This is a genomic window from Hymenobacter sp. DG25A (genome assembly GCF_001280305.1).
In the GTDB taxonomy this organism is placed as follows: domain Bacteria; phylum Bacteroidota; class Bacteroidia; order Cytophagales; family Hymenobacteraceae; genus Hymenobacter.
Genome location: NZ_CP012623.1, coordinates 3,283,679 through 3,308,628 on the forward strand (window position 1 = coordinate 3,283,679; position 24,950 = coordinate 3,308,628).

General features: G+C 56.8%; 17 protein-coding genes. 3 read left to right on the forward strand and 14 right to left on the reverse strand.

Annotation, left to right across the window (positions count from 1 at the left end):
• Positions 1 to 670: 670 nt before the first annotated feature.
• Together AM218_RS16860 and AM218_RS14080 are read right to left on the reverse strand one after the other, a co-directional pair.
• Positions 671 to 1,069, reverse strand: a complete 399-nt coding sequence (locus AM218_RS16860) for a helix-turn-helix domain-containing protein (protein ID WP_071843801.1) — start codon at positions 1,067 to 1,069, stop codon at positions 671 to 673.
• 363 nt (positions 1,070 to 1,432) lie between these two features.
• Entirely contained in the window at positions 1,433 to 2,272 is an 840-nt protein-coding gene (locus AM218_RS14080; protein WP_054414470.1) for a glycerophosphodiester phosphodiesterase, read from the reverse strand.
• Between the two features lie 83 nt (positions 2,273 to 2,355).
• Here AM218_RS14080 and AM218_RS14085 point away from each other — a divergent pair, with 83 nt between their 5' ends.
• Entirely contained in the window at positions 2,356 to 2,964 is a 609-nt protein-coding gene (locus tag AM218_RS14085) for a DUF2939 domain-containing protein (protein ID WP_054414471.1), read from the forward strand.
• A gap of 80 nt (positions 2,965 to 3,044) precedes the next feature.
• Here AM218_RS14085 and AM218_RS14090 read toward each other — a convergent pair whose 3' ends face one another.
• The 8 genes from AM218_RS14090 to AM218_RS14125 form a co-directional block, all read right to left on the reverse strand.
• Complete coding sequence (locus AM218_RS14090; protein ID WP_054414472.1) at positions 3,045 to 3,320, reverse strand: PLD nuclease N-terminal domain-containing protein; 276 nt, start codon at positions 3,318 to 3,320, stop codon at positions 3,045 to 3,047.
• Between the two features lie 114 nt (positions 3,321 to 3,434).
• A complete protein-coding gene (locus tag AM218_RS14095) occupies positions 3,435 to 4,067 on the reverse strand; it encodes a rhomboid family intramembrane serine protease (protein WP_157547671.1) in 633 nt (210 codons plus the stop codon).
• A gap of 120 nt (positions 4,068 to 4,187) precedes the next feature.
• Positions 4,188 to 5,159: a polyprenyl synthetase family protein gene (locus tag AM218_RS14100; RefSeq protein WP_054414473.1), complete on the reverse strand. Its 972-nt coding sequence runs from the start codon at positions 5,157 to 5,159 to the stop codon at positions 4,188 to 4,190.
• Positions 5,160 to 5,328: 169 nt separating this feature from the next.
• The gene (gene rnr / locus AM218_RS14105; protein ID WP_054414474.1) at positions 5,329 to 7,833 is read right to left on the reverse strand and encodes a ribonuclease R; all 2,505 of its coding nucleotides are present in this window, start codon (positions 7,831 to 7,833) and stop codon (positions 5,329 to 5,331) included.
• Between the two features lie 352 nt (positions 7,834 to 8,185).
• Complete coding sequence (locus tag AM218_RS14110; protein ID WP_054415637.1) at positions 8,186 to 10,201, reverse strand: ABC transporter ATP-binding protein; 2,016 nt, start codon at positions 10,199 to 10,201, stop codon at positions 8,186 to 8,188.
• 270 nt (positions 10,202 to 10,471) lie between these two features.
• On the reverse strand, positions 10,472 to 11,128 hold the full coding sequence (locus tag AM218_RS14115; RefSeq protein ID WP_054414475.1) for a lipoprotein signal peptidase: 657 nt from the start codon (positions 11,126 to 11,128) through the stop codon (positions 10,472 to 10,474).
• Between the two features lie 263 nt (positions 11,129 to 11,391).
• On the reverse strand, positions 11,392 to 14,880 hold the full coding sequence (ileS, locus tag AM218_RS14120; RefSeq protein WP_054414476.1) for an isoleucine--tRNA ligase: 3,489 nt from the start codon (positions 14,878 to 14,880) through the stop codon (positions 11,392 to 11,394).
• Positions 14,881 to 15,027: 147 nt separating this feature from the next.
• Positions 15,028 to 17,454 carry an efflux RND transporter permease subunit gene (locus tag AM218_RS14125; RefSeq protein WP_054414477.1) on the reverse strand — a complete coding sequence of 809 codons (2,427 nt, stop codon included), beginning with the start codon at positions 17,452 to 17,454 and terminating at the stop codon, positions 15,028 to 15,030.
• A 232-nt stretch (positions 17,455 to 17,686) separates the two neighbouring features.
• On the opposite strand from AM218_RS14125, the gene AM218_RS14130 reads away from it, so the two are divergent.
• Positions 17,687 to 18,091 (forward strand): hypothetical protein, encoded by a 405-nt coding sequence (locus AM218_RS14130; protein ID WP_054414478.1) that lies wholly within the window; start codon positions 17,687 to 17,689, stop codon positions 18,089 to 18,091.
• Between the two features lie 96 nt (positions 18,092 to 18,187).
• Here the strand turns inward: AM218_RS14130 and AM218_RS14135 are convergent, their stop codons facing one another.
• On the reverse strand, positions 18,188 to 19,708 hold the full coding sequence (locus AM218_RS14135; RefSeq protein ID WP_054414479.1) for a glycine--tRNA ligase: 1,521 nt from the start codon (positions 19,706 to 19,708) through the stop codon (positions 18,188 to 18,190).
• 190 nt (positions 19,709 to 19,898) lie between these two features.
• Here AM218_RS14135 and AM218_RS14140 point away from each other — a divergent pair, with 190 nt between their 5' ends.
• Entirely contained in the window at positions 19,899 to 21,299 is a 1,401-nt protein-coding gene (locus AM218_RS14140; protein WP_054414480.1) for an inorganic phosphate transporter, read from the forward strand.
• Between the two features lie 199 nt (positions 21,300 to 21,498).
• Here the strand turns inward: AM218_RS14140 and AM218_RS14145 are convergent, their stop codons facing one another.
• The 3 genes from AM218_RS14145 to AM218_RS14155 all read right to left on the reverse strand — a co-directional run bounded on the left by AM218_RS14145 (position 21,499) and on the right by AM218_RS14155 (position 24,922).
• The gene (locus AM218_RS14145) at positions 21,499 to 21,984 is read right to left on the reverse strand and encodes a hypothetical protein (RefSeq protein ID WP_054414481.1); all 486 of its coding nucleotides are present in this window, start codon (positions 21,982 to 21,984) and stop codon (positions 21,499 to 21,501) included.
• A 106-nt stretch (positions 21,985 to 22,090) separates the two neighbouring features.
• Positions 22,091 to 22,582 carry a DUF4385 domain-containing protein gene (locus AM218_RS14150; protein ID WP_054414482.1) on the reverse strand — a complete coding sequence of 164 codons (492 nt, stop codon included), beginning with the start codon at positions 22,580 to 22,582 and terminating at the stop codon, positions 22,091 to 22,093.
• A gap of 726 nt (positions 22,583 to 23,308) precedes the next feature.
• The gene (locus AM218_RS14155) at positions 23,309 to 24,922 is read right to left on the reverse strand and encodes an Ig-like domain-containing domain (RefSeq protein WP_054414483.1); all 1,614 of its coding nucleotides are present in this window, start codon (positions 24,920 to 24,922) and stop codon (positions 23,309 to 23,311) included.
• Positions 24,923 to 24,950: the final 28 nt, after the last annotated feature.

The following is a 24,950-nucleotide window of genomic DNA, read 5'->3' on the forward strand; positions in this document are numbered from 1 at the left end:
TCAGCAGCCCACTGCCGCAGTGCTCATATAGCCTGGTCTTCCCAGGTTTGTCTTATCCTGCATTGATCTACTCTCCCTTTGCCCACTTAGAGCGAGGGGTTGTTTTTCTATTATAGGCAGTTCACTACTCGCCTTTAGGCTGCTACCTGGCCTTCCTATTCCTCCCTCCTTTTATTCAAGGCAGACGCGGCTCCACCCCGCTTTTTACGACCTCATCTGGTTGTGCTGTTTTCTTCGGGCCTCACCCAAGACAGGCTTCTCTGCAGAGTAGATTAACTCCCCCTTCCGGCTTGTTGCCTCATCCCATATTACCGCCTTTATCCTGGGTAGTCTAGCCCTTCTATTGGCTTTATACTACCCCACTTTCTCCCTTTCCTTTGGCAGCTACTGTGCCTAGTGTGGATCGGTTTGACTATCCCTTTTTTCGGATTTTAGCAGAAGCTTCCTGGTGCCTTTTGGCCGTTAACCTGTCCCTCCAGCTTAGGCAAAACTTCTATACACTGCTTTCGATATCCTCGCTCTTCTCCCCCTACCAGCTCTTATCCTAGTCATATCCGCCCTCCTTTACCTGATTACTTATCTCCCTATTTCCCCCCCTTCAATTACCAGCCTGCTATTACGCTGTCCGCTACTGCAGTTGTACAAAAATGTTTCACGTGGAACATTTTTGTTAGCGTGGACCATACACTTTAAGCAGCAACTCATTGTAAGCCTCTAACAGTGCTATGTACTTGTTTTGGAGGACCATTAGCTGCTTGGCATAGTCCTGATCAGTTAATGATACAGAAGAAGGTGTAACGGAATGCCGATTTGTAATAGGTGTAACAGGTGTAACATTATAACCGGATGTTACAAATGGCAAAGATGCTTGTTGCGGTAATGTAAAGTCGTTCGAAAAGTCATGCGAAATTATATCACCGATACGTTTTACAAAAGCGTAATCAAGTGTTTCATCTTTGAATTTACGATAGATAGTAGGGCGTGTAATACCCAGTTCTTCCACTATACGTGTAATGGAAATACCGCTGTTTTTAATGGCTTCCTGCAGGATTTCGCCCTGATGTGGCATATAAGGAGGGTGTATTACTGGGGAAATGTAAATATGTAAAAAACGAACAAGCTATACAAACATGATACGTAAATCGCATTACAATTACACGGTGTAACAATTACACATTTACAGTATCAGATACAATTTACAGAATACGAAATTACATGATACACGTTACATATCATTGATACATTTTACAAATAACATTGTATGTAACGTTACAAAACTCGTAACTCACCCGTATAAAGCCCTTTAAGAAGTCAACTTCCATCAACTGAGTTACCACAAACTTCTCCTTGGTATAAGCCGGGATGACAAGGGCGTGCTTACGCAGTGTAATGCTGAGAGCACACGCGCAAAAGCCAGAGCTATTAACCTGAATCAGGAGGTTAGCAGCGCTAGACGGTCAGGATAATCCGTGGTAAGCCCATCTACGTGCATAGACAGTAGAGCTTTCATAGCATCGGGTTCATTCACTGTCCAGGGGATAATCCGCATACCCAGCACGTGAACAGCCGCTACCAGTTCGGCCGTAACCAGGGAGAAGCGCGGGCCATAGACAGCGGGTATAAACCCCAGCTTTTGAAGATGAGTTGACAGAGGGATTTCATCCTCCACCAACAGGCACAAAGGCACCGTGGGATACTGCGTATGGGCTACCTGCAGGATGCGAGGATCAAAGCTGAGCAGGGTAGTGCGGTCCTGAAATTCGGAGGCCAGCACAACCTCCATAACGAGCTGCACGAAGCGCGCCGGCGCAGGATGAAAAACACCATCACCGCCTGGCTCACTCTTAATCTCAATACTGAAACGGGGCAGCGCACGACCCATCGTTTGGGCAGCCGCCGATACCTGCGTGAGAACGTCGCGTAGCAAGGGCTTGACGGCCGCTACTGGTTGTTGAAAAGGAAAACCCGGATGCGGCGTCAGGCCACAGTCATACTGCTTAATAGCACTATAGGGGAGCTGGTAAAGATTGTGCTCCTGCTCGGAACCAGAGGGAATAGGCAGCCCTGATGGCAAGCGGCAGATAGCCGAGGAAAACCACGGCTCGTGCGACACCACTACTTGGTTATCGGCAGAGATAACTACATCCAGCTCCAACACGTCTACGCCCAGGGAAAGGGCGTGTAAGAATCCGGGCATGGTATTTTCTGGACGCAGGCCCCGGCATCCACGATGTCCATGGACTTCTGGGCGGGAGGCAATAGTATGTGGCATAGAACGTATCTACGCACGCACACCCGGCAGGGTACTAAAAGGCATGCCTGCACGCCGTATAATCAGCATAACACCGAAAAAGAATGAAGAAATTATTGATCATAGCCGTGCTGGCTGCATTGGGCATAGGTGGCTACCTGTATTATAAGCGACTGACAGGCGGGCCGGAGTATGCGTTGATACAGGCGGTGAAAGCAGCGAAAATGCACGACGTAGCCACGTTTGAGCACTACGTAGACCTGCACACGCTGACAGATAACCTGGTGGAGCAAATGACTGACCAGCGCGTGATGGAAGCCATTCCGGGTGGGAGCAGCATGCTGATGCAGGGCGCGCTTCGCTTGCTTAAACCGCAGCTGGGCCAGGTAGCCCGGCAGGAGATAGTGCGCTACATTGAAGCCAACCCGGACCAGGCCGCAGCCCGGCCGGCATTGCCCGTGAAGGTGCTGGGGATGGCCGGATCCATTATCAGCCCCGATAGCCGCTTTAAGGGTATCAAATACAATCAGCGCCAGGGAGACGAAGCTCTGGTAGGTCTGGAGTTCACCCAGCCCCGCTATGATACGACTCTGGTACTGGAGGTGAAGCTGCAGAACCAGGGTGACCACTGGCAGGTAAAGCAGATAACCAATGGAGGACAGCTGGCCCGGCATGTAGCCCGGCTGGAGAAGGAGCGCAACCAAAGTCGATAACCCTCTCCTCTCAACAGCTATAAAAAGCAACGGCCCACCGCAGAATCTGCAGTGGGCCGTTGTTGTGAAAAGCGGAATGCTTAGGCTTTGCCGCGACCGGCAAAAAGGTAATAGATGATAAGACCACCCAGGGGGAAGAAGAAGATGATGGCTGCCCACAGGAGCTTCTTGCCAATAGACCAGGGCTGACGGAATACATCAATCATGGCCAGGATATCCAGAGCCAGCAACACGTAGCCCCAGGTAGCCAGACCACCATTCGCATTGTAGCGGCTGCACGAAGACATAACCAAGAGCAGGGCCAGCATAGGCAGAGCCACAGCTACACGGTTCAGATAGGGAGCAAGCTTATTCATAACAGGGAGAGTTATAGGAATGGAAGGAAGAGATTTGCCACTTCTTACGCACTATCCCCGGATTGGATATAAATATGCAAATAAAATTACGTTATTATATTGATTATCAGATATTTATGAAATATACTCCAGGATCTTACCAAGGAAATATGGGCCTACTTCCGGAATAAGCGCCAGGGTGAGCACCACCCCATACAAAGCCCCATAGAAGTGGGCATCGTGGTTGATATTATCGCCCCGCTTCCGGCCCATGTAGTAGGAGTAACCCAGGTACAGGAAGCCGAAGATGAAGCCGGGAATATCAAAGGGCAGCGGGAAGATGCGGATGCCGGCAGTGGGTTGAAACAACACGCTGGCGAAGATGACGGATGCGACCCCGCCCGAGGCGCCTAGGCTGCGGTAGTCACGGTCGTCGCGGTGCCGCACGTAGGTGGGAATATCCGAGAGGATGATGCCGCCCAGATAAAGCAGCAGGAAAGCCAGCAAGCCCCAGGTTGTGCCAAACTGGTCCACAAACACACCTTCCACGATGGGGCTGAAGGAGTAAAAGGCCAGCATGTTAAAAATGAGGTGCATCCAGTCGGCGTGCAGGAAGCCGGAGGTGAGGAAGCGGTACCACTCATGTTGGCGCTTCACCTTGTAGGGGCTCAGGATCCAGCTTTCCAAAAGCTGCTGGTTAGACCAGGCATACACCGAAATGGCAGCCGTCAGGAGAGTTAAAACGAGGGTGGGGCTCAGATTGAGCATGAGGAACAGGAAAACGTGAAAAAGGAGCCCATATAGCGCTCCAAAAGAGTAAAACAGCGCCAAGTAGCTGCTAGCAAATAAGTGGCTGCCAGAAGCCGGAAAAACGCCTTAAAAGCGAGCCTAGCTTTCCCGCTCCATGAGCTGCAGTGCCAACAGACGGAGCGGCTCTTTGCGGTCAGCGGGAGCCGCCACCCGCTCCAGGTGGTGCAGGGCATCCTGAAAGTACGTGTTGATGAGTGCCTCCGTCTGGGCGCGAATTGCCAGCTCGTCGTAGATGGCGCGCACGGCCTCCACTTTAGCCGTTGCATCAGTAACCGGCTGGCCAATGTAGCGGGCCAGTTCCGTGCGCTGGGCGGGGCTGGCCTGCGCCTGGGCCGTGAGCAGCAGAAAGGTTTTCTTATCCGATACGATGTCGCCCCCTACCCGCTTGCCGAAGGTAGCGGCGTCGCCGTACACGTCCAGCAGGTCGTCGCGGAGCTGGAAGGCCAACCCGATATCGGTACCGAACTGACGCAGGTGGTCAGCATCCTCCTGAGAAGAACCGCCCAGCAGGGCGCCCAGCTCCAGGGCAAAGCCCAGCAGCACGGCCGTCTTCAGCCGAATCATGTTCAGGTATTGCTCGATGCTGACCTGGGTTTCGGTTTCAAAATTCATGTCCCACTGCTGGCCTTCGCATACCTCGGCAGCCGTTTGCGAGAAGCGGCGCAGCACCTGGGGCAGCAGCTCGGGGCGTACATCCAGGAACAGCTCGTAGGCCCGCACCAGCATCACGTCGCCGCTCAGAATGGCCACGTTGGCGTTCCATTTTTCGTGCACCGTGGGCTGGCCCCGGCGCAGGGGCGCCTGGTCCATGATGTCGTCGTGCAGCAGCGTGAAGTTGTGGAAGACTTCGGTGGCCAGCGCGGGTTTGATAATGGGGTCGAGGTCGTGGGTGAAGAGGTGCGCGCCCAGCAGGGTGAGCAGAGGGCGGATGCGCTTGCCACCCAAGCCCATGATGTAGCGAATGGGCTCGTAGAGGGCAGTGGGCTGGTGGCCGTAGTGCAGTTGGGCCAGGCCGGCGGAGAGTTTATCAGCGAAAAAAGAAAGGTCCACGGAGGAGCGGGTACGGTTCAGGGGGAAAGGTACGGAGGAAACCGGTGGAGCCCGATTTTGTCAGGCGCTGGTGAATTTCATTTGCGCAGCCTTGTAGCAGGACCTACTAGCAAAAAGCCCCTGACGTCCCGAAAGACACCAAGGGCTTTTTCATTAGATGCATGATAAGCTACCGGCGGCGGTTGCCGCCTTTACCGCCGGGCTTGCCGCCGCCACTGCTGCGCTCGGGGCGGTAGCCGCGGGGCTTGCTGTTGCGGCGCTCTTCCTGCTCCCGCTGCTTTACGGAATCGGGGCGGTTGTCTACCAGCTCGAAGTCGATGGTGCGGTCTAGCAGATTGGCAGCTTTCACCACCACCTGCAGCTCGTCGCCGAACTGGATAATGCGCTTGCTGCGCTGACCCACGATGCGGTAGTTGTCTTTGTCCAGCTCGAAATAGTCGCCGGGAATGTCGCTCAGGCGCACCATGCCTTCGCACTTATTCTCCTCAATTTCGATGTACATGCCCCACTCCGTGAGGCCCGACACCACGCCGGTGAACTGCTCGCCGATAACCTCGGACATGAACTCCACCTGCTTGAATTTGATGCTGGCGCGCTCGGCATTGGCGGCAATCTTCTCCCGCTCCGAAGAATGCTTGCACTCCTCCTCAATGGGCTCCACCTCCATGTTCTTGCCGCCTTCCAGATAGTGCTCCAGTAAGCGGTGCGCCATCATATCGGGGTAGCGGCGAATAGGGGAAGTGAAGTGGGAATAGTGGTCGAAGGCCAGACCGAAGTGCCCGCGCGGATCCGTGGTATACGTGGCCTTGGCCATGGTGCGGATAGCCAGCGTCTGGATGACGTTCTGCTCCGGCCGGCCCACCACTTCCACCGACAAATCGTTGAGCTCAGCACTCAGCTTTTTGGGGTTAGTGAGGTCCAGCGTGTGGCCAAACTTCTGGGCGAAGAGGGCGAAGTTCTGCAGGCGGTCCGGGTCGGGGGCATCGTGCACGCGGTACACCATGGTGAGGCGCGGCTTGCGGTTTTTGAGCTTGAACACAAACTCCGCCACCTTGCGGTTGGCCAGCAGCATGAACTCCTCAATCATCTTGTGGGCGTCCTTGCGCTCCTTCACATACACGCCCAGCGGCTTGCCATTCTCATCCAGACGGAACTTCACCTCCTGGGTTTCGAAGCTGATAGCGCCCTGCTTGAAGCGGGCCGCGCACAGCTTTTTGGCAATGCTGTTCATTAGCTGAATCTCGGCGGTATAGTCGGCTTCCAGGCCTTCAATACGCTCCTGGGCTTCTTCATAGGCAAAGCGGCGGTCGGAGTGAATGATGGTTTTGCCGAACCACGAATCATAAAGCTTGCCTTCCTCATCCAGCTCAAACACGGCCGAGAAGGTCAGCTTGTCTTCGTGGGGGCGCAGGGAGCACAGGCCGTTGGAGAGGCGCTCGGGCAGCATGGGAATTACCCGGTCTACCAGATACACGGAGGTGGCGCGGTGCTTGGCCTCGCGCTCCAGCTCGGTGTTGGGGCGTACGTAATGGGTTACGTCGGCAATGTGCACGCCAATTTCCCAGTGGCCGTTTTCCAGCTTCCGGATGCTCAGGGCATCATCAAAGTCCTTCGCGTCGGCGGGATCAATGGTGAAGGTGGTGATGTCGCGGAAGTCGCGGCGGCGGGCCATTTCCTGCACGTGAATGGCCTCCGATATAGTTTCCGACTCGGCTTCTACCTCCGAAGGAAACTCAAACGGCAACCCAAACTCAGCCATGATGGCGTTAATCTCGGCCTCGTTCTGGCCGGCGGGGCCAAAGCTGCGCAGCACTTCCCCCACCGGCGACCGGCTGGGGTCTTCCGGGAAATCAATAATGCGCACCAGCACCTTCTCGCCGTTGCGGGCTTCCTGCAGGTTCTCGAAAGGCACGAACACATCAAAGTACAGCTTACGGTTGTCGGGCTTCACAAAGCCGATACCACCCTGCACCTGCAGGCGGCCCACTACTTCGGGGCGCACTCGCTTGAGCACTTCCACCACGTCGCCCACGGGGCGGCCGTCGCGGGAGCCGCGCAGGCGTACGCGCACTGTGTCGCCGTGCATGGCGTACATCAGCCGGTCCGTGAACACGCGCACGTCCTGCTCGCTTTCTTCACTGATGATGAAAGCGTATTTGTCGGTGGCCAGGGCCACGGTGCCGGTTATCACCTCGGCAGCGCCACCGCCATGCTCGCGCCGACGGCGGGCACCGGAGGGCTCGTCACCGGGAAAGTCGAAACCAGCTTCGCGGCGGCGGTGCACCACGGGGTCCTGACCGAACTCGGATTCCACCGGACGGCCACCACCGCGGGGCTTCATGTCCTCTTGTTTTCTGCGCGTATTTCGGCCGCTGGCGGGCTCGGTAGCCTGCTGTAGGGCACTGGCATCGGTCAGACGATAGTCGTCGTTCTGAAGCAGCGTAAGCAGGCCGGTTTTGCGCAGCGCCTTCAGATGGCTGAAAATATCGTCGCGCTGCTCTTTGGTGGTCACGCCAAGGCGGCGGGAGAGTTGGCGGTAGGAAAATACTTTGCCCGGGTTGTCGCGGAATATGCGGAACAGCTGGTCTTTGCTGATTGGGGCAGCGGCGTTGTCACCGCGGGTCGCCTTCGCGCGAGGGGCGCGGGGGGCGGCAGAGTCGTCTTTTTCTTTCATGTAGAAAACGGGCCGCCAGTGGTTGTCTTTTTCGCAGGCGGCGGGGTTGAGTAAGAGGAAAGCTTCGGAGTTGTTACGAAGCTTCCGGGAATAAGGTAATAGCGCCCTAAAGTGGCTTTGAAAAGATGATACGGAATATATCGGCGAATAACTATTTCTAGCCGAAAATGCGAGGTTATGCTTGGGTTAAGGATGACAACAAAGCCGCCATATCAAGCTTGACCGTCATGTCGAGCGGAGCCGAGACATCTCGCGTGCTGAGGTTGTGTTGCTAATTACTATTTACCACACTAGCGAGATGTCTCGGCTTCGCTCGACATGACAACGGGCCTTGAATAAACCGGCTTCCCTCCTACGCCCGGCTGGCGACGGCGGCGCGGATATCGGCCGGCTCATCTTTGGGAATGGCAGCCAGCAGCTGGCGGGTGTACTCGTGCTGGGGGTTGGCGTAGACCTCGGCCGCGGGGCCGCTTTCCACAATCTGTCCCTGGCGCATCACTAGGATCCGGTCGCTCATGAAGCGGGCCACCGACAGGTCGTGGGTGATGAATAGATAGGTGATGCCGAACTCCCGTTTCAGGTCGTTTAGCAGGTTGAGTACCTGCGCCTGCACCGATACGTCGAGGGCGGATACCGCTTCGTCGCAGATGATGCATTTGGGTTGCAGGGCCAGGGCGCGAGCAATGCAGATGCGCTGGCGCTGGCCGCCGCTGAACTCATGCGGGTAGCGCAGGTAATGCTCCTCCTTCAGGCCCACCGTGCGCAGCAGCTCCAGCACGCGGGCCTTCTGTTGTTGCTTGGTGCCGCCTACGCCATGCACGCGCATGGGCTCCAGAATGGCTTCGCCAATCGTCATCATAGGGTTCAGGGCCGCATACGGGTCCTGAAACACCATCTGAAACTCCCGCCGCCGGCGGCGCAGCTCACCAGCCGGCAACTTAGCCAGATCAACTCCTTCGAACAGCATGCTGCCCGAGGTAGGTTCCACCAGCCGCAGCAGCGTGCGCCCCAGGGTGGTTTTGCCGCAGCCCGACTCCCCTACCAGACCCACCGTTTCGCCGGGGTAAATATCAAAGCTCACCCCGTCCACGGCCCGCACGTATTCCGTCTTGCGGCGCAGGAAACCCTTCCGGATGGGGAAGTGCACATTCAGGTTTTCTACCTGCAGCAAGGGTTTTGGTTTTGGAGCTGCGGGGTTGGCAGCAAGACCAGATTGAGGCTGTTCCGAAACGTCCTCTACCTCCACTTTAGGCGGCTGACTTACGGGGCGGTTGGCTGAAATGTCTTGCAGCTCTGCCACCATCGGAATGCCGGTTGCCTCAGCGGGCAAGGGCAGGCCAGATTCAGCAGCAGGAGCCGTTTCCAGACCGAAAGCAGGCTCTTTTGGGCGTGAAACGGGATGTTCCACGGGAAACGTTTTGGTGGTTTCAGCGCCGTTGTAAGAGGATTCACCTGTTTCAGCAATAGGCAGTTGCACCGAGGCACTTTCAGTCGTAATGAAGCTTCCATCGGCCGTTTCCTGCATAAAATCGGCTACCACGGGTAATCTTTTTCGGCCTACCGATAATTTTGGCCGGCAGGCCAGCAACCCTTTCGTGTAGGGGTGCTGGGGGTTGGTGAAGATGTCCAGCACGGCGCCCTGCTCCACCACGCGGCCGCGGTACATGACCAGAATCCGGTCCGCAATTTCGGCTACCACGCCCAGGTCATGGGTAATGAAGATGACGGCGGTGTTGTGCTCCCGGCGCAGGTCATCGATGAGGCGGAGCATGCGCGCCTGCACGGTTACGTCCAGGGCCGTGGTGGGCTCGTCGGCAATGAGAATGGCGGGGTTGCAGGCCATAGCCATGGCAATCATTACGCGCTGCTTCTGGCCGCCGCTTATTTCGTGGGGGTAGCTTTTGAAGATCTTTTCCGGGCGGGGCAGCTGGGCCATGGTGAACAGCTCCACGGTGCGGGCTTCGGCTTCTTTTTCATTGAGCTTAGTGTGGAGGCGCAGGGCCTCTACCACCTGGCTGCCGCAGGTATACACGGGGTTCAGGGAGGTCATCGGCTCCTGAAAAATCATGCTGATGTCGTTGCCGCGCACCTGCTGCAACTCTTTATCGGTCAGCTTTAGCAGGTCCACCTCCCCCAGCGCTTCCGACTGAAACCAGGCTTCGCCGGTAGTAATACGGCCGGGCGGCAGCGGAATCAGCCCCATCAAAGCCAAAGACGTCACCGATTTGCCCGAGCCCGACTCGCCCACAATAGCCAGCGTTTCGCCCCTTTTCAGCTCAAACGAGATACTATCCACGGCCCGCGTGTTGCCGCGGTGGCTGGCGAAGTCAATAGTGAGGTTACGAACGGAGAGAATGGGCTGAGACACGGAGGGCAGGTAGCACGAAGCAAAGCTTCGCAAGTGAGGCAGGTAAAGATAAGCGGGGAAGAATTGTGGCACGCACAGTAGCGCGAAGCTCCGGCTTCGCGTACGAGCAACGCGAGTAACAGGCATATGCTGATGTTGATGACGACTACAAGCGCGCTGGAATTCGCTTCGCTCATACGCGAAGCCGGAGCTTCGCGCTACTGTGCGTGCTACGCAAAACGGCCCGCTGGAACAAGTCCGGCGGGCCGTTTTGGCTGGTAATGGGTGGCGCTAAGCTACTTCGGAGGCTTCGGCGTCGTGGCGGGCCTGGGCGGCGGCTACGTCATCGGCGGCCAGGGGGTGCGCTTGCTCATGATGTCCGAAAAAGCGGTTCTGGAACACCAGAATCAGCATAACACCTACGAAAATGGCCGCATCGGCAATATTGAAAATAGGCCACAGCGACACGTGCGAGCCGCCTACCAGCGGCCAGGACATGGGCAGAAAGCCTTCGTAGATATCCACGTACAGCATGTCAATCACCTGCCCATGAAACCAGGGCGTAGGCGAGCCAAAGGGGGCATTTTCGTAGATAACGCCGTAGAAAATGGAGTCGATGACATTACCGATGGCGCCGCCCAGAATCATGGCCACGCACACGATAAAGCCATTAGGCGCGTGCTGCTTCCACAGCTTGTAGATGTAGTAGGCAATGCCCGTGACGGCTACCAAGCGGAAGCTGGTGAGCAGGATTTTGCCGTAGGGCGGCGGCAGCTCTACCCCGAAGGCCATGCCGGGATTCAGCGTGTAGTGCAGCTTAAACCAGTCACCCAGCAGGTGAATTTCGCCGGGCATACCCATGGGCATATAGCGGTGCACCGTCCACTTTGAGAGCTGATCAATGACGATGACCAGCAGCGCCACCAGGTAGTATTTCCAGTACTTCATTTGTGAGAAGTGAGAGGTTAGAAGTGAGAAGTGAGACTTCGCCCTGACGTAGTGTCAGCATCGGAACCTCTCCCCTCTCCAGGTACAAAGTGACGAAGAATTTTAGACTTTCCGGTGGGAAGCGGCCTGTCCATTCTCCTGCCCTCTGGTATATATTTTTCGGGCGTTTTGTGCCCTTTTAAGCCGATTTAGCGGGGCTGCAAAATGCTTTGTGCGGCGGTGTGCCAACCGACCTTTCTACAGAATCGGTTGGCACTTCAGCCTCAGGCGTTTGCAACTTCCAGCTGCACCGGCACCTTATAGTCATCAAATTCCAGCACGGAACCGCCGTTTACATCAGCCGCGAAATTCAGGGCCAGGGCCTGCACTTCGGTGCGGATGTAGTCGCCGAACGACTGCACGGCGGCTTCCAGCTCGGGCTGCTGGCCCAAGGTCACGCGGATTTTGTCCTGCACTTCCAGGCCGCTGTCTTTGCGCAGATTCTGCAGGCGGTTCACCAGCTCGCGGGCCACGCCTTCCTGGCGCAGCTCGTCGGTCAGGGTCACGTCCAGGGCCACCGTTAGCGGGCCATCGGTGGCTACCAGCCAGCCGGGCAAATCGTCGGTGCGGATTTCCACGTCATCAGGTGCCAGCGTTATCGGCTGCCCTTCGACTTCCACGGCTAGCTGGCCGGTTTTTTCGAGGGTGCTGATTTCTTCAGCCGTCATCTGCTGAATGCGGGCTCCCACGGCTTTCAAACGGGCACCATATTGCTGGCCCAGGCGCTTGAAGTTGGGTTTCACCGACTTCACCAGCACGCCGCTGGTATCGTCGAGGAACTCCACGTGCTTCACGTTCACCTCGGCGCAGATCAGGTCCTCCACCAGGCCTACCTGCTCCCGCGTGGTGTCGTTCAGAACGGGCACCAGAATGCGCTGCAGGGGCTGGCGCACCTTCAGCACCGACTTTTTACGGAGGGAGTGGGTGAGCGAAGAAATGCGCTGGGCCAACTCCATGCGTTCTTCCAGGGCCTTGTCGATGCGCGACTCATCGGCCTGCACCAGCAGCGTGAGGTGCACCGATTCGGGCGCCAGGGGCGTGTTTTTGGCTACGGCCTCCTCGCGCATGGAGTCGGTCATGTTCTTGTAGAGCCATTCAGCGAAGAAGGGCGCAATAGGAGCCATGAGCTGGGCCACCACTACCAGGCATTCCTGCAGGGTTTCGTAGGCGGCGCGCTTGTCCTGGGTCAGCTCGCCCTTCCAGAAACGGCGGCGCGAGAGGCGCACGTGCCAGTTGGAGAGCTGATCCGTCACAAAATCCTGGATGGCGCGGGCGGCTTTGGTGGGGTCGTAGGAGTCGTAGTGGCCGCGCACTTCCACGATGAGCGACTGAAGCTTGGAAAGAATCCAGCGGTCCAGCTCACTTAATTCCGAGTGCGGCACCCGGTCAAACTCGCGGGCCTGGAAGCCGTCGAGGTTGGCGTAGAGGGCATAGAACGAGTAAGTATTGAACAGCGTGCCGAAGAAGCGGCGCTGCACCTCCGTAATGCCGGCCAGATCGAACTTGAGGTTGTCCCAGGGCTGGGCGTTGGCAATCATGTACCAGCGCGTGGCATCGGGGCCGTACTGGCTGATGGTGGCAAACGGATCCACGGCGTTGCCGAGGCGCTTGCTCATCTTGTTGCCGTTTTTGTCCAGCACCAGGCCGTTGGCCATTACGTTTTTGAAGGCCACGGAGTCTTCCAGCATCACGGCCAGCGCGTGCAGGGTAAAGAACCAGCCGCGGGTCTGGTCCACGCCTTCGGCAATGAAATCAGCGGGGAAATTCTTCTCAAACTTCTCCTTGTTCTCCAGCGGGTAGTGCCACTGGGCGTAAGGCATGGCGCCGCTATCAAACCACACGTCAATGAGGTCGGTTTCGCGGTACATGGGCAAGCCGGAGGGCGAAACGAGGAAAATATCGTCCACGTAGGGCCGGTGCAGGTCGATTTTTTTGGTTGTTGGTTGTTCTCCAACGGCCATCACCCAGTTATCATCCACCTTTTTGTAGGGGTTGTGGGTCATGACTTCGGCGGCTACGGCCTTCTCGATTTCAGCATTGAGCTGCTCGATGCTGCCGATGCAGATTTCCTCCGAGCCATCCTGGGTGCGCCAGATGGGCAGGGGCGTGCCCCAGTAGCGCGAGCGGCTCAGGTTCCAGTCCACCAGGTTTTCCAGCCAGTTGCCGAAGCGGCCGGTGCCGGTGCTTTCGGGCTTCCAGTTAATGGTTTTGTTGAGCTCGATGAGCCGGTCTTTTACCGCCGTGGTTTTGATAAACCAGGAATCCAGCGGGTAGTAGAGAACGGGCTTATCGGTGCGCCAGCAGTGCGGGTAGGTGTGCTCATACTTCTCCACTTTGAAGGCCGTACCGTCGCCTTTCATGCGGATGGCAATGCTTTCGTCCAGGGTTTTGTAGTCGGCGCCGGACTGGTCGTGGCCGTCGTAGTTTTTCACCCAGCGGCCGCCAAATTCGCCCATCTGGGGCACATAGCGGCCGGTGCGGTCAACAATGGGCGTGGGTTTGCCTTCGGCATCCATCACCATCAGGGCGGGCACGTCGTTCTGCTGCGCTACCCGGAAGTCATCGGCCCCAAAGGTGGGCGAGATGTGCACAATGCCGGTACCGTCTTCGGTAGTGACAAAGTCGCCGGGAATCACGCGGAAGGCACGCTCCTCCCCTTCGAAAGCCGGAAAGCCGGTTCCGTGACCAAACAGCCGCTCGTACTTGATGCCGACCAGGTCGGCGCCTTTGAAGGTGCTTTCGATGCGCCAGGGCAGTACTTTGTCGCCGGGCTTGAAGTCTTCAAACGATGCGTCTTTGCCCTTCTCGGTGAAATATTTCCCTACCAGGGCCTCCGCCAGCACTACCCGGATGGGCGCGTAGGTGTAAGGGTTGAAGGTGCTTATCAGCACATAGGGAATGTTCTTGCCCACGGCCAGACCGGTGTTGGCCGGCAGCGTCCAAGGCGTGGTAGTCCAGGCCAGGATATACACCTCGGGCTCCGAGGCTGTATCGCCGTACAGCGCCGCCAGGGGCACTTCATCCAGCTTAACATTGCCAAACAGCTTCTCTGATTTCTCGTCGCGCTTCACCTTGAATTGGGCCACGATGGTCGTGTCCTTCACGTCCCGGTAGGTGCCGGGCTGGTTCAGCTCGTGCGACGAGAGGCCCGTGCCGGCGGCCGGCGAGTAGGGCTGAATGGTGTAGCCTTTGTAGAGCAGGCCTTTGTCGTAAAGCTTTTTGAGCAGGGCCCAGCAGCTTTCAATGTATTCCGGCTCGAAGGTGATGTAGGGGTCATCGAGGTCCACCCAATAGCCCATTTTCTCGGTGAGGTCGTCCCACTGGGCCTTGAAGCGCATCACGGTTTCGCGGCAGCGCTGGTTGTACTCCTCAATGCTGATTTTCTTGCCGATGTCCTCCTTGGTGATACCCAACTCCTTTTCTACCTGCAGCTCAATGGGAAGGCCGTGGGTGTCCCAGCCGCCTTTGCGGTTTACCTGCTTGCCCAGCAGCGTCTGGTAGCGGCAGAAGATGTCCTTCACGGTGCGGGCCATCACGTGGTGAATGCCGGGGGCACCGTTGGCCGAAGGCGGACCTTCGTAAAACACGAATGTGGGCTGCCCTTCGCGGGTGCTCACGCTTTTCTCAAAGATGCTGTTCTGCTTCCACCACGCCAGGATATCGGTGCCGACCTGGCCGTAGTTGAGGGGCTGCTTGTATTCGGGGTAGTTCATATGATCTGTGGGATCTTAGGCTATATCTACTCTGTCAGCCTGAGCTTCGCGAAGGACCTTGCCACACCTGAACAAGTCGAAATAACGATTGTCGTTCAATAGGCATAAGGTCCTTCGCGAAGCTCAGGAGGACAGCTTTTTTGTTTTTCAGGCTTCCAGCTTGGGCTGCACCTGAATGCGGTCCAGGTCGAGCTCCAGGTCGTCGTCTTCTACCAGGTACGAGTCATCGTAGTGCTGAATCAGCGAGTTATCAATAGTTTCGTCCTTGCCGTGCTCGAAGGTAACGAGCAAAGATGGGAGCAGAATCAGGTTCGAGAAATTGGTTATCAGCAGAGAAGCCGACATGAGCAGGCCCAGGGCCTTGGTGCCGCCAAACTCAGAAAAGGCAAACACCGAAAAGCCCAGAAACAGCACAATGCTGGTGTAAATCATGCTGGTGCCGGCCTCGCTCAGCGTGGTGCTGATGGCGGCCCGCACGCGGCGGCCATTTACGGCCAGCTCCTGCCGGAACTTGGCCAGCAGGTGAATGGAGTTGTCGCCATCAATACCCAGCGCAATGCTGAAAATAAGCGCCGTGCTGGGCTTCAGTGGAATGCCGAAATAGCCCATCAGGCCACCTGTTAGCATGAGCGTAACCAGGTTAGGCAACAGGGTGAAGAACACGGCCCGGATGCTGCGGAACAAAATCATGACCACTAGACCTACCAGCACAAAGGCCAGAATCAGGCTTTCCTTCAGCATGCCAATGAGGTACTCATTGCCCTTGGTGAAGAGAATGGTGGTGCCCGTCATCTTCACCTCCATGCCCGTGCCGTTGAAGATTTCCTGAATCTGGGGCTGAATCTGGCGGGTGAGCAGGGTGTCGAGGTTGCGGGAGCCGATGTCGGCAATTTTCAGTGAAATACGCGCCTGCTGGCCGGTAGAGTCGATAAAGGAGCGCAGCAGCTTGCTGTCCATGCTGCCGCCTTTCTTCTGGGAGCGGGCCAGGTAGCTCAGGATAAAGTTCTTCTCGGAGTTATCGGGCAGGCGGTAGTACTGGGGGTCGTCGTTGTAGAAAGCCTGGGTAGAGGCTTTCAGGAACGTCACGATGCTCACGGGCGTGGTGAGTACGGGCTGGGTGCTCAGGTACTTCTCAAGCCGGTCAATCTTCTCCAGGTTTTTCAGCTTCAGAATGCCCTTTTTCTTGCCGGTATCCACCACAATTTCCAGGGGCATTACACCATTGAAGTGCTGCTCAAAGAACTTCAGGTCGGAGTTAACCGATGAATCCTTGGGTAGATCATCCACCATATAAGACACCGATTTCACCTTGGCAATGCCAAAAATGGAGAGCGTGACCAGGGCGGCGGCAATCAGATATACGGTGCCGCGGCGCTGCAGCACCAGGTAGTCGAAAAACTCCAGCAGCTTGGTCAGGGGCTTGGCTTCCAGGTGTTCCAGCTGCTTGGCCGTGGGCGGCGGCAGGTAGGTGAACACAATGGGCATCAGAATAAAGGAGATGATGAAGGCCACGAAGATGTTGATGGTGGCCACCAGCCCAAACTGATACAGAATGGCAATGTTGGTGAAGCAGAACACCACAAAGCCAATGGCCGTGGTGGTGTTGTTCATGAGCGTAACCAGCCCGATTTTGCGGATAACCCGCGTCATGGCCAGCACCTGATTCCCGGATTTTCGGTAGTCGTAGTGGTAGCGGCTGAGCAGGTAGGTGCAGTTGGGTATCCCGATGACGATGATAATGCTGGGAATCAGGCCGGTGAGCAGGTTGATTTTATAGCCCAACAGCACCATGGAGCCCAGGCACCAGACCACCACCACCAGCACAATGAGCAGCGGAAACACCACCGCCGACCACGTGCGGAAGAACATGAGTAGCGTGAGAGCCATCATCACCACCGTCAGGCCCACGAAAAACTTCATTTCGCCGGCCACTTTGGTGGTCATGGTAGAGCGCACGTAGGGCAGGCCGGCGTAGTGCAGCCGGATGCCGGTTTTCTGCTGAAACCGCTCGGCGTGGCCCAGAATCTCCTTCATCACCGACTCCCGCTTGGAGGAGTTCAGGTACTTGGGGTCCATGGTGAGAGCCAGCAGCGTGGCGCCGGTAGTGGGCGAAATCAGCTGGCCTTTGTAGAACTCCTGCCGGTTGACTACGCCCATCAAAGAGTCCAGCTCGTGCTGGGTCTGGGGGAAGCGCCGGAAGATGGGGCTGGCCCGGAAGCTCTGGGTGGCCGTGTCTTTTTCCAGTCTGATGAGCTTGGTAACGGAGAGCACCCCGCTCACCCCTTTCACTTTATTCAGGGTATCGGTAAGGATGCGCAACTCGTTGAAGTTGCCCAGCCGGTATACTGAGCTGTCCTGCATACCCAGCACCAGCACGTTGCCGTCCTCGCCAAACGTGCGCTTGAAGCGCTGGAAATACACCATGTCCGGGTCGGTGGGCGACACCACCTGGGCAAAGTCGTAGGTCATCTCGACTTTGCGAGCCTGCCAGCCCATAAACACAGTAATAGCGGCCAGGAGCAGGACCAGAAGCCGCCGGTTCTTGATAATGAATAAGGCGAGTTTACTCCACATAGGCCGCTAAAATGGAGCAAAGGTACGGAATCAGGTAATGCCGGTATAAACCGACTGACAGGTTAGCTAAAATCGTTTCGGCGGAAGACAAAATTTTTTGGACTTATACGCGAAATATTCCTGAAAATATCGACAACTTTGTGTGGATTTATTAAACAATAATCGGCCAAACGGCTTTCTATACAATACTTTAATTGCACTATACTTAATAAAGCCTGCCTTTTCCGCATATATGACTTTGTACCAAACCCCGGAAGCGTCCCTGACCTATCATCACGCTACTGAAACCCTGTACTTAAGCTACAACGCAACCCGTTTATCGGTTTCGTTTGGGCTGGCGTACCAGCGGGCGCTGGAGGAGATGCTGGGCAAGAACGTGGGCAAGCTGCTGCTGGACCTGAAGCGCAACGCGCCCCCTTCCGACGAGGAAGACCAGATTCTGGGTCCCCTGGTCAGCAACATTCCCAATACCTTCAACCGTCCCATTTTTATTGCCGCCGTCCTGTCCGAAGGCCAGTACCAGTACCAGATTGGCAACTACTCCGCCGGCGTCGGCAATACCATCACCCCGGACAACGTAGAGTTCAACTACTTCACCTCCCGCAAGGAGGCCGCCGCCTGGCTCGGCGACAACTAGCACTTCGCACACCTGTTGCACTGCTTACCGCATAAAAAAAAGCCCCGGGATGAATCATCCCGGGGCTTTTTGTTGATAACTTCTGGATAAGTCAGCCTACAGCTTCTCGAAAATGCGCGAGAAGCTCACGGCCTCCCCAATGTAGCTGCGCAGCTCGGCAATAGGCATGCGCGTCTGCTCCCGGGAGTCGCGGTGCCGGACAGTTACGGTATTGTCTTCCAGCGTCTGGTGGTCTACGGCAATACAGAACGGCGTGCCGATGAGGTCCTGGCGGGTATAGCGCGTACCAATGCTGTCCTTCTCTTCTACTACCACCCGGAAATCGAAGCGCAGGCTGTTGTAGATTTCGTTGGCTTTCTCGGGCAGGCCATCCTTTTTTACCAGCGGGAAAATGGCGGCTTTCACCGGGGCCACGGCCGGGTGCAGGCGCAGCAGCTTGCGGGTTTTGGTTTTCTGCTCCTCCCCTTCGCCCTCGGTAATGGTTTCTTCCTGGAACGCCTGGCAGAGCGTGGCCAGGAACAGACGGTCGGCGCCCACGGAGGTTTCTACCACGTAGGGCACGTAGTTGCCGTAGGGCTTACCGGTTTCGGGGTTGATGTCGTTATCGAAGTAGTTCTGCTTTTTGCGGCTCAGCGCCTGGTGCTGGGTCAGGTCGAAGTCGGAGCGGGAGTGGATGCCCTCAATTTCCTTGAAGCCGAAGGGGAATTCAAACTCGATGTCCACGGCAGCCTTAGCGTAGTGGGCCAGCTTGTCGTGGTCGTGGAAGCGGAGCTTGTCAGCGGGCAGGCCCAGGGCCTCGTGCCAGCGGCGGCGCGTTTCCTTCCACACGTTGTACCACTCGCCCTCAGTGCCGGGGCGCACAAAGAATTGCATTTCCATCTGCTCAAACTCCCGCATGCGGAAGATGAACTGGCGGGCTACAATCTCATTGCGGAAGGCTTTGCCAATCTGGGCAATGCCAAACGGCACCTTCTGCCGCGCCGACTTCTGCACGTTCAGGAAGTTGACGAAAATGCCCTGGGCCGTTTCGGGGCGCAGGTAGATCTTGCTGGAGTCGTCGGCCACGGCGCCCACCTGCGTGGAGAACATCAGGTTGAACTGGCGCACATCGGTCCAGTTGCCGGTTTTGCTGACGGGGCAGAGAATCTTCTCGTCGAGGATGAGCTGCTTGACGCCGGCCAGATCTTCGGCCGTGAGCAGGCGGCCCATCTCGGCCAGCAGGGCGTCGGCGCGGGTTTTGTCGCCGGCGTTTTCGTACTCGGCGGCTTTTTCCTCCAGCAGTACATCGGCGCGGTAGCGCTTCTTGCTGTCGAGGTTATCAATCATGGGGTCAGAAAAGCCATCAATGTGGCCGGAGGCTTTCCACGTGAGCGGGTGCATGAAGATGGCCGCGTCAATGCCCACCACGTTCTGGTGGAGCTGCGTCATGGCTTTCCACCAGAGTTGCTTGAGGTTGTTTTTCAGCTCCACGCCGTTGGGGCCGTAGTCATATACGGCAGCCAGGCCATCGTAAATCTCGGAGGAAGGGAACACGAAGCCGTATTCCTTGGCGTGGGCCACAATGTCGGCCAGCGTGCCTTCGGTGGTATTGGCAGTTTGCTGCGGTTGCTTGCTCATAGCTGCAAAAGTAGCAGAAGCTTTAGCTTGTCACAGCATGGCGCCTGCCTAAAGCCTGCGCGCGGAACATGAACGGTAATCCTACGTTAACCGCAAACAGGGCCTCCTGTCCGTAACAATTTGATAACATTGCGCCGGTTTCCGACAAGCCTACCTTTGCCGTATTCATTTTTTTACCAATCCTCCCCCTATGTTTGGCTTAGAGCCTCATGTGCTGCTACTGCTAGTACTTTGTTTGGTAGCAGCCTGCGCATTCGAATTTGTAAACGGCTTTCATGATACGGCCAACGCCGTGGCTACGGTTATTTACACCAACACGCTGCGGCCCTGGGTGGCGGTAGTGTGGTCGGCATTCTGGAATTTCATTGGCGTATTTGCCGGTGGTATTGCCGTGGCCATGGGTATTGTATACCTGTTGCCGGTGGAAAGTCTGGTAGACCAGAACGTGTATCATGGTATAGCCATGGTAGGGGCTCTGATTCTGTCAGCTATTCTCTGGAACGTGGGTACCTGGTACTACGGCATTCCGGCTTCCAGCTCCCACGCGCTAATTGGCTCCATTCTGGGGGTAGGCATTGCCTTCTCCTTGCTGCCGGGCTCTAGCGGGGCGGCCGTAAACTGGAGTAAAGCCAGCGAAACCGGTATAGCCCTGCTTATTGGTCCGCTGTTCGGCTTCACGCTCACCATCATTCTGATGTTTATCCTGAAGCGCTTTGTACGCAACAAGGCCATCTTCAAGGAGCCCCACAAGCGCAAGCCCCCACCCCTGTGGATCCGGCTGGTGCTGGTGGTTACCTGTACGCTGGTGAGCTTTTTCCACGGCTCCAACGACGGCCAGAAAGGCGTGGGTCTAATTATGCTCATTCTGATTGGCATTGTCCCCACCTATTTCGCGCTCGACCATAGCAAGAATCCCCTGGATATGCGCGAGTCACTGGCCCGGGTAGAATTGGTGATTAACAAGATAAATCCGGCAGAGCTCAGCGCCGCAGAGCGTAAAAACCTGACGGAAGTAAAACTGCAGACTGCCACACTGGACAGCATTTTCCTCGGTAAAACCGATGTTTCGCAGCTCCCCCAGGCACAGCGCTTCCACATCCGCAAAGCCATTCTGCTGACCTACAGCCGGGCCAAGAAGATTATGGAAAGCGAGAAAGTAAGCCTGAGCACTGCCGACCGTAAAATCTATGACGATGGCATCAAGGACATGCGCTCCTTCACCGACTACGCGCCGTGGGGCGTGTTGCTGATGGTGTCTTTGTCCTTGGGCGTGGGTACTATGGTGGGCTGGCAGCGCATTGTGAAAACCATTGGCGAGCGGATTGGCAAGGAACACCTGACTTATGCGCAGGGCGCTTCCTCCGAGCTGGTAGCCGCCAGCATGATTGGCATTTCTACCTGGGCAGGCTTGCCGGCATCTACTACGCACGTGCTGTCCTCGGCCATTGCCGGCTCTATGGTGGCCAACCGCGGCATCAAAAACCTGAACCCGCAAATGGTGCGCAACATTGCCCTGGCTTGGGTACTTACCCTGCCGGTTACTATGTTCCTCGCGGGGGGCCTGTTTCTCCTGTTCCGGGCTCTGATGTAGGCAACCGCTACTCTTGAATAAGCACAAAAAAGCCACCTCTTACGGGGTGGCTTTTTTGTTTTCCGGTCGGGCCGGGCTAATCTGGACTATTGCACTGACAATTGAATTTTACTGGATTCCGGCCAACGAAACGTGCGGGGAATTAGCCACTTATCCACTTATCCACAGTAAATAAGTGGCTTTTTGTGGAAAACTCTGCTTACGCAGGCCACTGCACTTCCAGGTCCTCGTTGATAAACACCCCGAAGTTGATGAACTGCAGCTGGTCTTCATCAAAGTAAAGGTCAATCATTTCCTTTTCGTATGAGAGGCGCACTTCGCCGGTATCCATCTTCTCTATTTCGCTGTGGGTAAAGCCATTCGCCGTCATCAGGTCCTGAATTTCCTGCTGGCTTTTGCCATGAATGGCCTGGCCAAACAGGCGCATGCCGGGGTTGTCGGTTTCAATGCAGCTGAGGCGGTAGTCGTCTTCGCGGTCGAAGTACAGCGAGTAGCCTTCGTCCAGGTAATTCCAGGCCTGGTGCTCAAACTCGTCGTCGTCGTCTGATTCCTCAATTTCTTCGGGCTCGCCCATCAGGACGCGCACCTGATCCATGCTGGCGCCAAATTTCAGCGGACCCATTCCAACGCCAAGGGTAATTTCATTTTCGTCGATGCTGCTGGGGCTTTGGTTGGGCGTATTCATAGCGAGAGTTGATTGGTTGGGAGGTTTGAGGCGTAAAGGTAGACAATGGAGCGGCACTCCGGGGGTCTTTCGCCGGGCTTGCTTACGCCGGGGCGGGCGGAGGGGTTCACTTTCCGTAGCGCGTCTCAAAGGCGGCCCGCTGCCGCACGTACTCGGGGTGCAGGCGGGCCTCATCCCACTTCAGCTTAAAGATGCTCGCAGCGGCCGCCTTTTCGGGGTCCTCGGGGGCGCGGGGCAGCTCGGCCCTGCCGTGCGCGCCGCTCTGACCTTTTTTATCAGCGGGCACCGGCCCATCGTATTTCTTGCCGCCGCGGTGGTTGGCGTAGCGCCGGGCCCGGGTGTAGCCCATCTGCAGAAACTTGCGGGCCATATCAGCTCCCACAAAATCTTCGGCTTTCAGATAATCCAGGAACAGGCCAAAAATGTGCTCCGATGATTCCCGGGCTACCTCCGGCGTACGAAAGCGCCAGTGCGGGAGTATCTCGCTTTTGTAAGGCTGCACCAGCAGCACGCCCTGTTCACCCTTGCCCACCCGATACAGTTCCGGGTGCTGGCGAAAATCGGTGTGTTGAAAATCCTGGTCGTAGTTAAAGGGCATGGCGGCTGGGGTGGCTGACTGCCCCGTATACGCCGGCCGGCGGCAGAAGTGGCCGGGCCGCTCATGCATTTTCCGGCCCCGCATTTTTTTTGGCCGGCCCGGAGTTTTCCACTCCGTTAATAACTTTTTAAAAGTCTTTTTTTAAATATTCTTTTTTAATCCCCATCGTTAGGGCAGTGGATAAGTGGATAATCGGGAATAGTTATTCACAGGCTGAAAACTTGTGTACAAGTCCACCCTTATACACCCACAATCCACAGGCAATGTGGATTATAAATTACTGATTTATAAATAGTTGTTTGATTTATTAACAATCCACAGGCTTATCCACGAATCCACAATTCACACTTACCCCCCTGTGTGGATTAGCTCATTCCACAGGCCGAGTTATCCACCCTTATCCACCGTCGGTTTTGGCTGTGCTGGGCCGCAGATGCGCAAAAAAACTTATCCGCAATTTCTCCACGTGTTATCCCCACGTTGCCACATCATTATCCACAGATTTCCTCCCGGCCCCGGTGCCCCGTGGATAACCCTGTGGAATACGGTTTAGCGCTTGGAGAAAAACCCGCTCTGCCGCTTCCCAGCAGGGAAAACGGATGTGGATAGCTCAGGCAGGAGGGTGGATAACCCACCCGGGCGCGGCGAAAAACCATGCGCGGGCTAGGCATAAAAAAACCGCCGACTCCCGGGAGCCGGCGGTTCTAAAAGGCGAAATGGCAACTGCTAGAACGTAACCCGAACGTCTTCCACTTCCCAGTTGGCCCGTACCTGAATGGGCTGCGGATAGATGAATACAGGTTCCGGCAGCACGCGCAGCTGTGGGTCGCCGGACTGCCAGCGGCCATCCCCGTTGGCATCAATCAGCACCCGAATGCGGTAAGAGCCGGGGGCCAGATTGTCCAGGCGGAAAGTTTTAGGTGAGGCCAGAGAACGAACCAGATTGCCTTTCTCATCCAGCAGCTGCAGCTCATACCGGCGCTTGGCGGTGGTTTGCACCGTGCCGGCTACCGTGCCGGTAGTAGCCTGATCTGTGAGGGTAAAGCGCATGGGGCGCAGGCGCAGGCTTTGGCCGGTTACGCTTTGCACCACGGTGCTATCCAGTATCAGCGTTAGGTTGTTGCGGGCGCGGGTATTCAGGGCCACGGTTAGCTGGGTGCGGTCGGGGCTGAGGACTACGCTGGCCGGCTGAAGCGGGCGTCGTGTGGTAGAATCTTCCACCAACACGCCCACCGGCTTTTTAGGCTCCAGGCGCAGCGGCTCAAAAAACTTCACCGTGATTTGCCCCTGCCGGTAAACTTCCTTGGCATTGCCTTCAATGGTCCAGGGAATACCCTGGCTGGCTCCTGGGGTGGCCGCCGCAAACTTCACGCTTACCGTGTCGCGGGCTACGTTGCCGGCGCTGTCGGTGGCGGCCAGCAGGTAGCGGCCGGCCGGTAGAGCCAGCGTCTGGTATAGGTTCACGCGCTTACCGGCTTCGGCTACCTGCAGTAATTCCGGAGCCACGGTACTGCCTGCCAGCGAGGCCAGCGCCGCCGAGCGGACGCCTTCATTGTAGGTGACGGCAAAGCGCGCGGCTTCGGCTTTCTGGGAAAGAATGATGGGCGGGCGGGAGTCGGGACGGGTGAGCATGAGTTGCACCGAATCCAGGCCCGGGCGCACGGCCAGCACCTCGGGCAGGTAGGCTATTTTTTCGCCTTCCTCGTAGCGGCTGGTTTGGTTTTTATCGGCCAGCGCAAAAATCCGGAACCGGCCTACTTTCAGATTACGCAGCACAAACTGGCCTTCTTTATCGGTGCGGGCCAGGTAGTAAGGGCGGCCGCGCCGGATGTTGGCCGTATCCGTTTCGGGGTACAGCACTACGGATACATCAGCGGCAGGCGCCTGGGTCAGCAGGTCGCGCACGCGGCCCTGCACCGAGCCCGAGTCCAGCGCCGGGCCGGTACTGAAACTCAGGATAACATCAGCCGCCGGGTTGCTTTCCGTGATGTCGGAAATGGCTTCGCGGAAGTTGAAAGAGTAGGTAGTGTTGGCCTCGAAGGGCTTCTCGAACTGAAGCTCAATGGCATTGCGCTCCTCCCGTACTTTATACTTGTTCTCGTCGGAAAGCAGGGGTGCTACCAGCAGGTTTTTGGTTAGGTCCTTTACCTGTACCGGCTCGGAAAACTCCAGCCGGATGGTGCGCCCGGTTACGTTCACGGAGCGGTCGGCGGGCTGGGTGCTGACCAGCTTGGGCGGCACAGTATCCCGAGCGCCGCCCTCCGGCGAGCTGATAGCCGCGCAACCGCTGAGCACGGTTCCGGCAAGAAAAAACAGGGGCAGGTAAGCGCGGGCTGGCATGGCAGGCTACAACGTGAAACGGCCGGCA

Coding starts and splice junctions, on each gene's coding strand:
- AM218_RS16860 (WP_071843801.1), bottom strand. CDS start 1,069: ATGCCACATCAGGGCGAAATCCTGCAGGAAGCCATTAAAAACAGCGGT.
- AM218_RS14080 (WP_054414470.1), bottom strand. CDS start 2,272: ATGCCACATACTATTGCCTCCCGCCCAGAAGTCCATGGACATCGTGGA.
- AM218_RS14085 (WP_054414471.1), top strand. CDS start 2,356: ATGAAGAAATTATTGATCATAGCCGTGCTGGCTGCATTGGGCATAGGT.
- AM218_RS14090 (WP_054414472.1), bottom strand. CDS start 3,320: ATGAATAAGCTTGCTCCCTATCTGAACCGTGTAGCTGTGGCTCTGCCT.
- AM218_RS14095 (WP_157547671.1), bottom strand. CDS start 4,067: ATGCTCAATCTGAGCCCCACCCTCGTTTTAACTCTCCTGACGGCTGCC.
- rnr (WP_054414474.1), bottom strand. CDS start 7,833: ATGAAAGAAAAAGACGACTCTGCCGCCCCCCGCGCCCCTCGCGCGAAG.
- AM218_RS14115 (WP_054414475.1), bottom strand. CDS start 11,128: ATGAAGTACTGGAAATACTACCTGGTGGCGCTGCTGGTCATCGTCATT.
- ileS (WP_054414476.1), bottom strand. CDS start 14,880: ATGAACTACCCCGAATACAAGCAGCCCCTCAACTACGGCCAGGTCGGC.
- AM218_RS14125 (WP_054414477.1), bottom strand. CDS start 17,454: ATGTGGAGTAAACTCGCCTTATTCATTATCAAGAACCGGCGGCTTCTG.
- AM218_RS14130 (WP_054414478.1), top strand. CDS start 17,687: ATGACTTTGTACCAAACCCCGGAAGCGTCCCTGACCTATCATCACGCT.
- AM218_RS14135 (WP_054414479.1), bottom strand. CDS start 19,708: ATGAGCAAGCAACCGCAGCAAACTGCCAATACCACCGAAGGCACGCTG.
- AM218_RS14140 (WP_054414480.1), top strand. CDS start 19,899: ATGTTTGGCTTAGAGCCTCATGTGCTGCTACTGCTAGTACTTTGTTTG.
- AM218_RS14145 (WP_054414481.1), bottom strand. CDS start 21,984: ATGAATACGCCCAACCAAAGCCCCAGCAGCATCGACGAAAATGAAATT.
- AM218_RS14150 (WP_054414482.1), bottom strand. CDS start 22,582: ATGCCCTTTAACTACGACCAGGATTTTCAACACACCGATTTTCGCCAG.
- AM218_RS14155 (WP_054414483.1), bottom strand. CDS start 24,922: ATGCCAGCCCGCGCTTACCTGCCCCTGTTTTTTCTTGCCGGAACCGTG.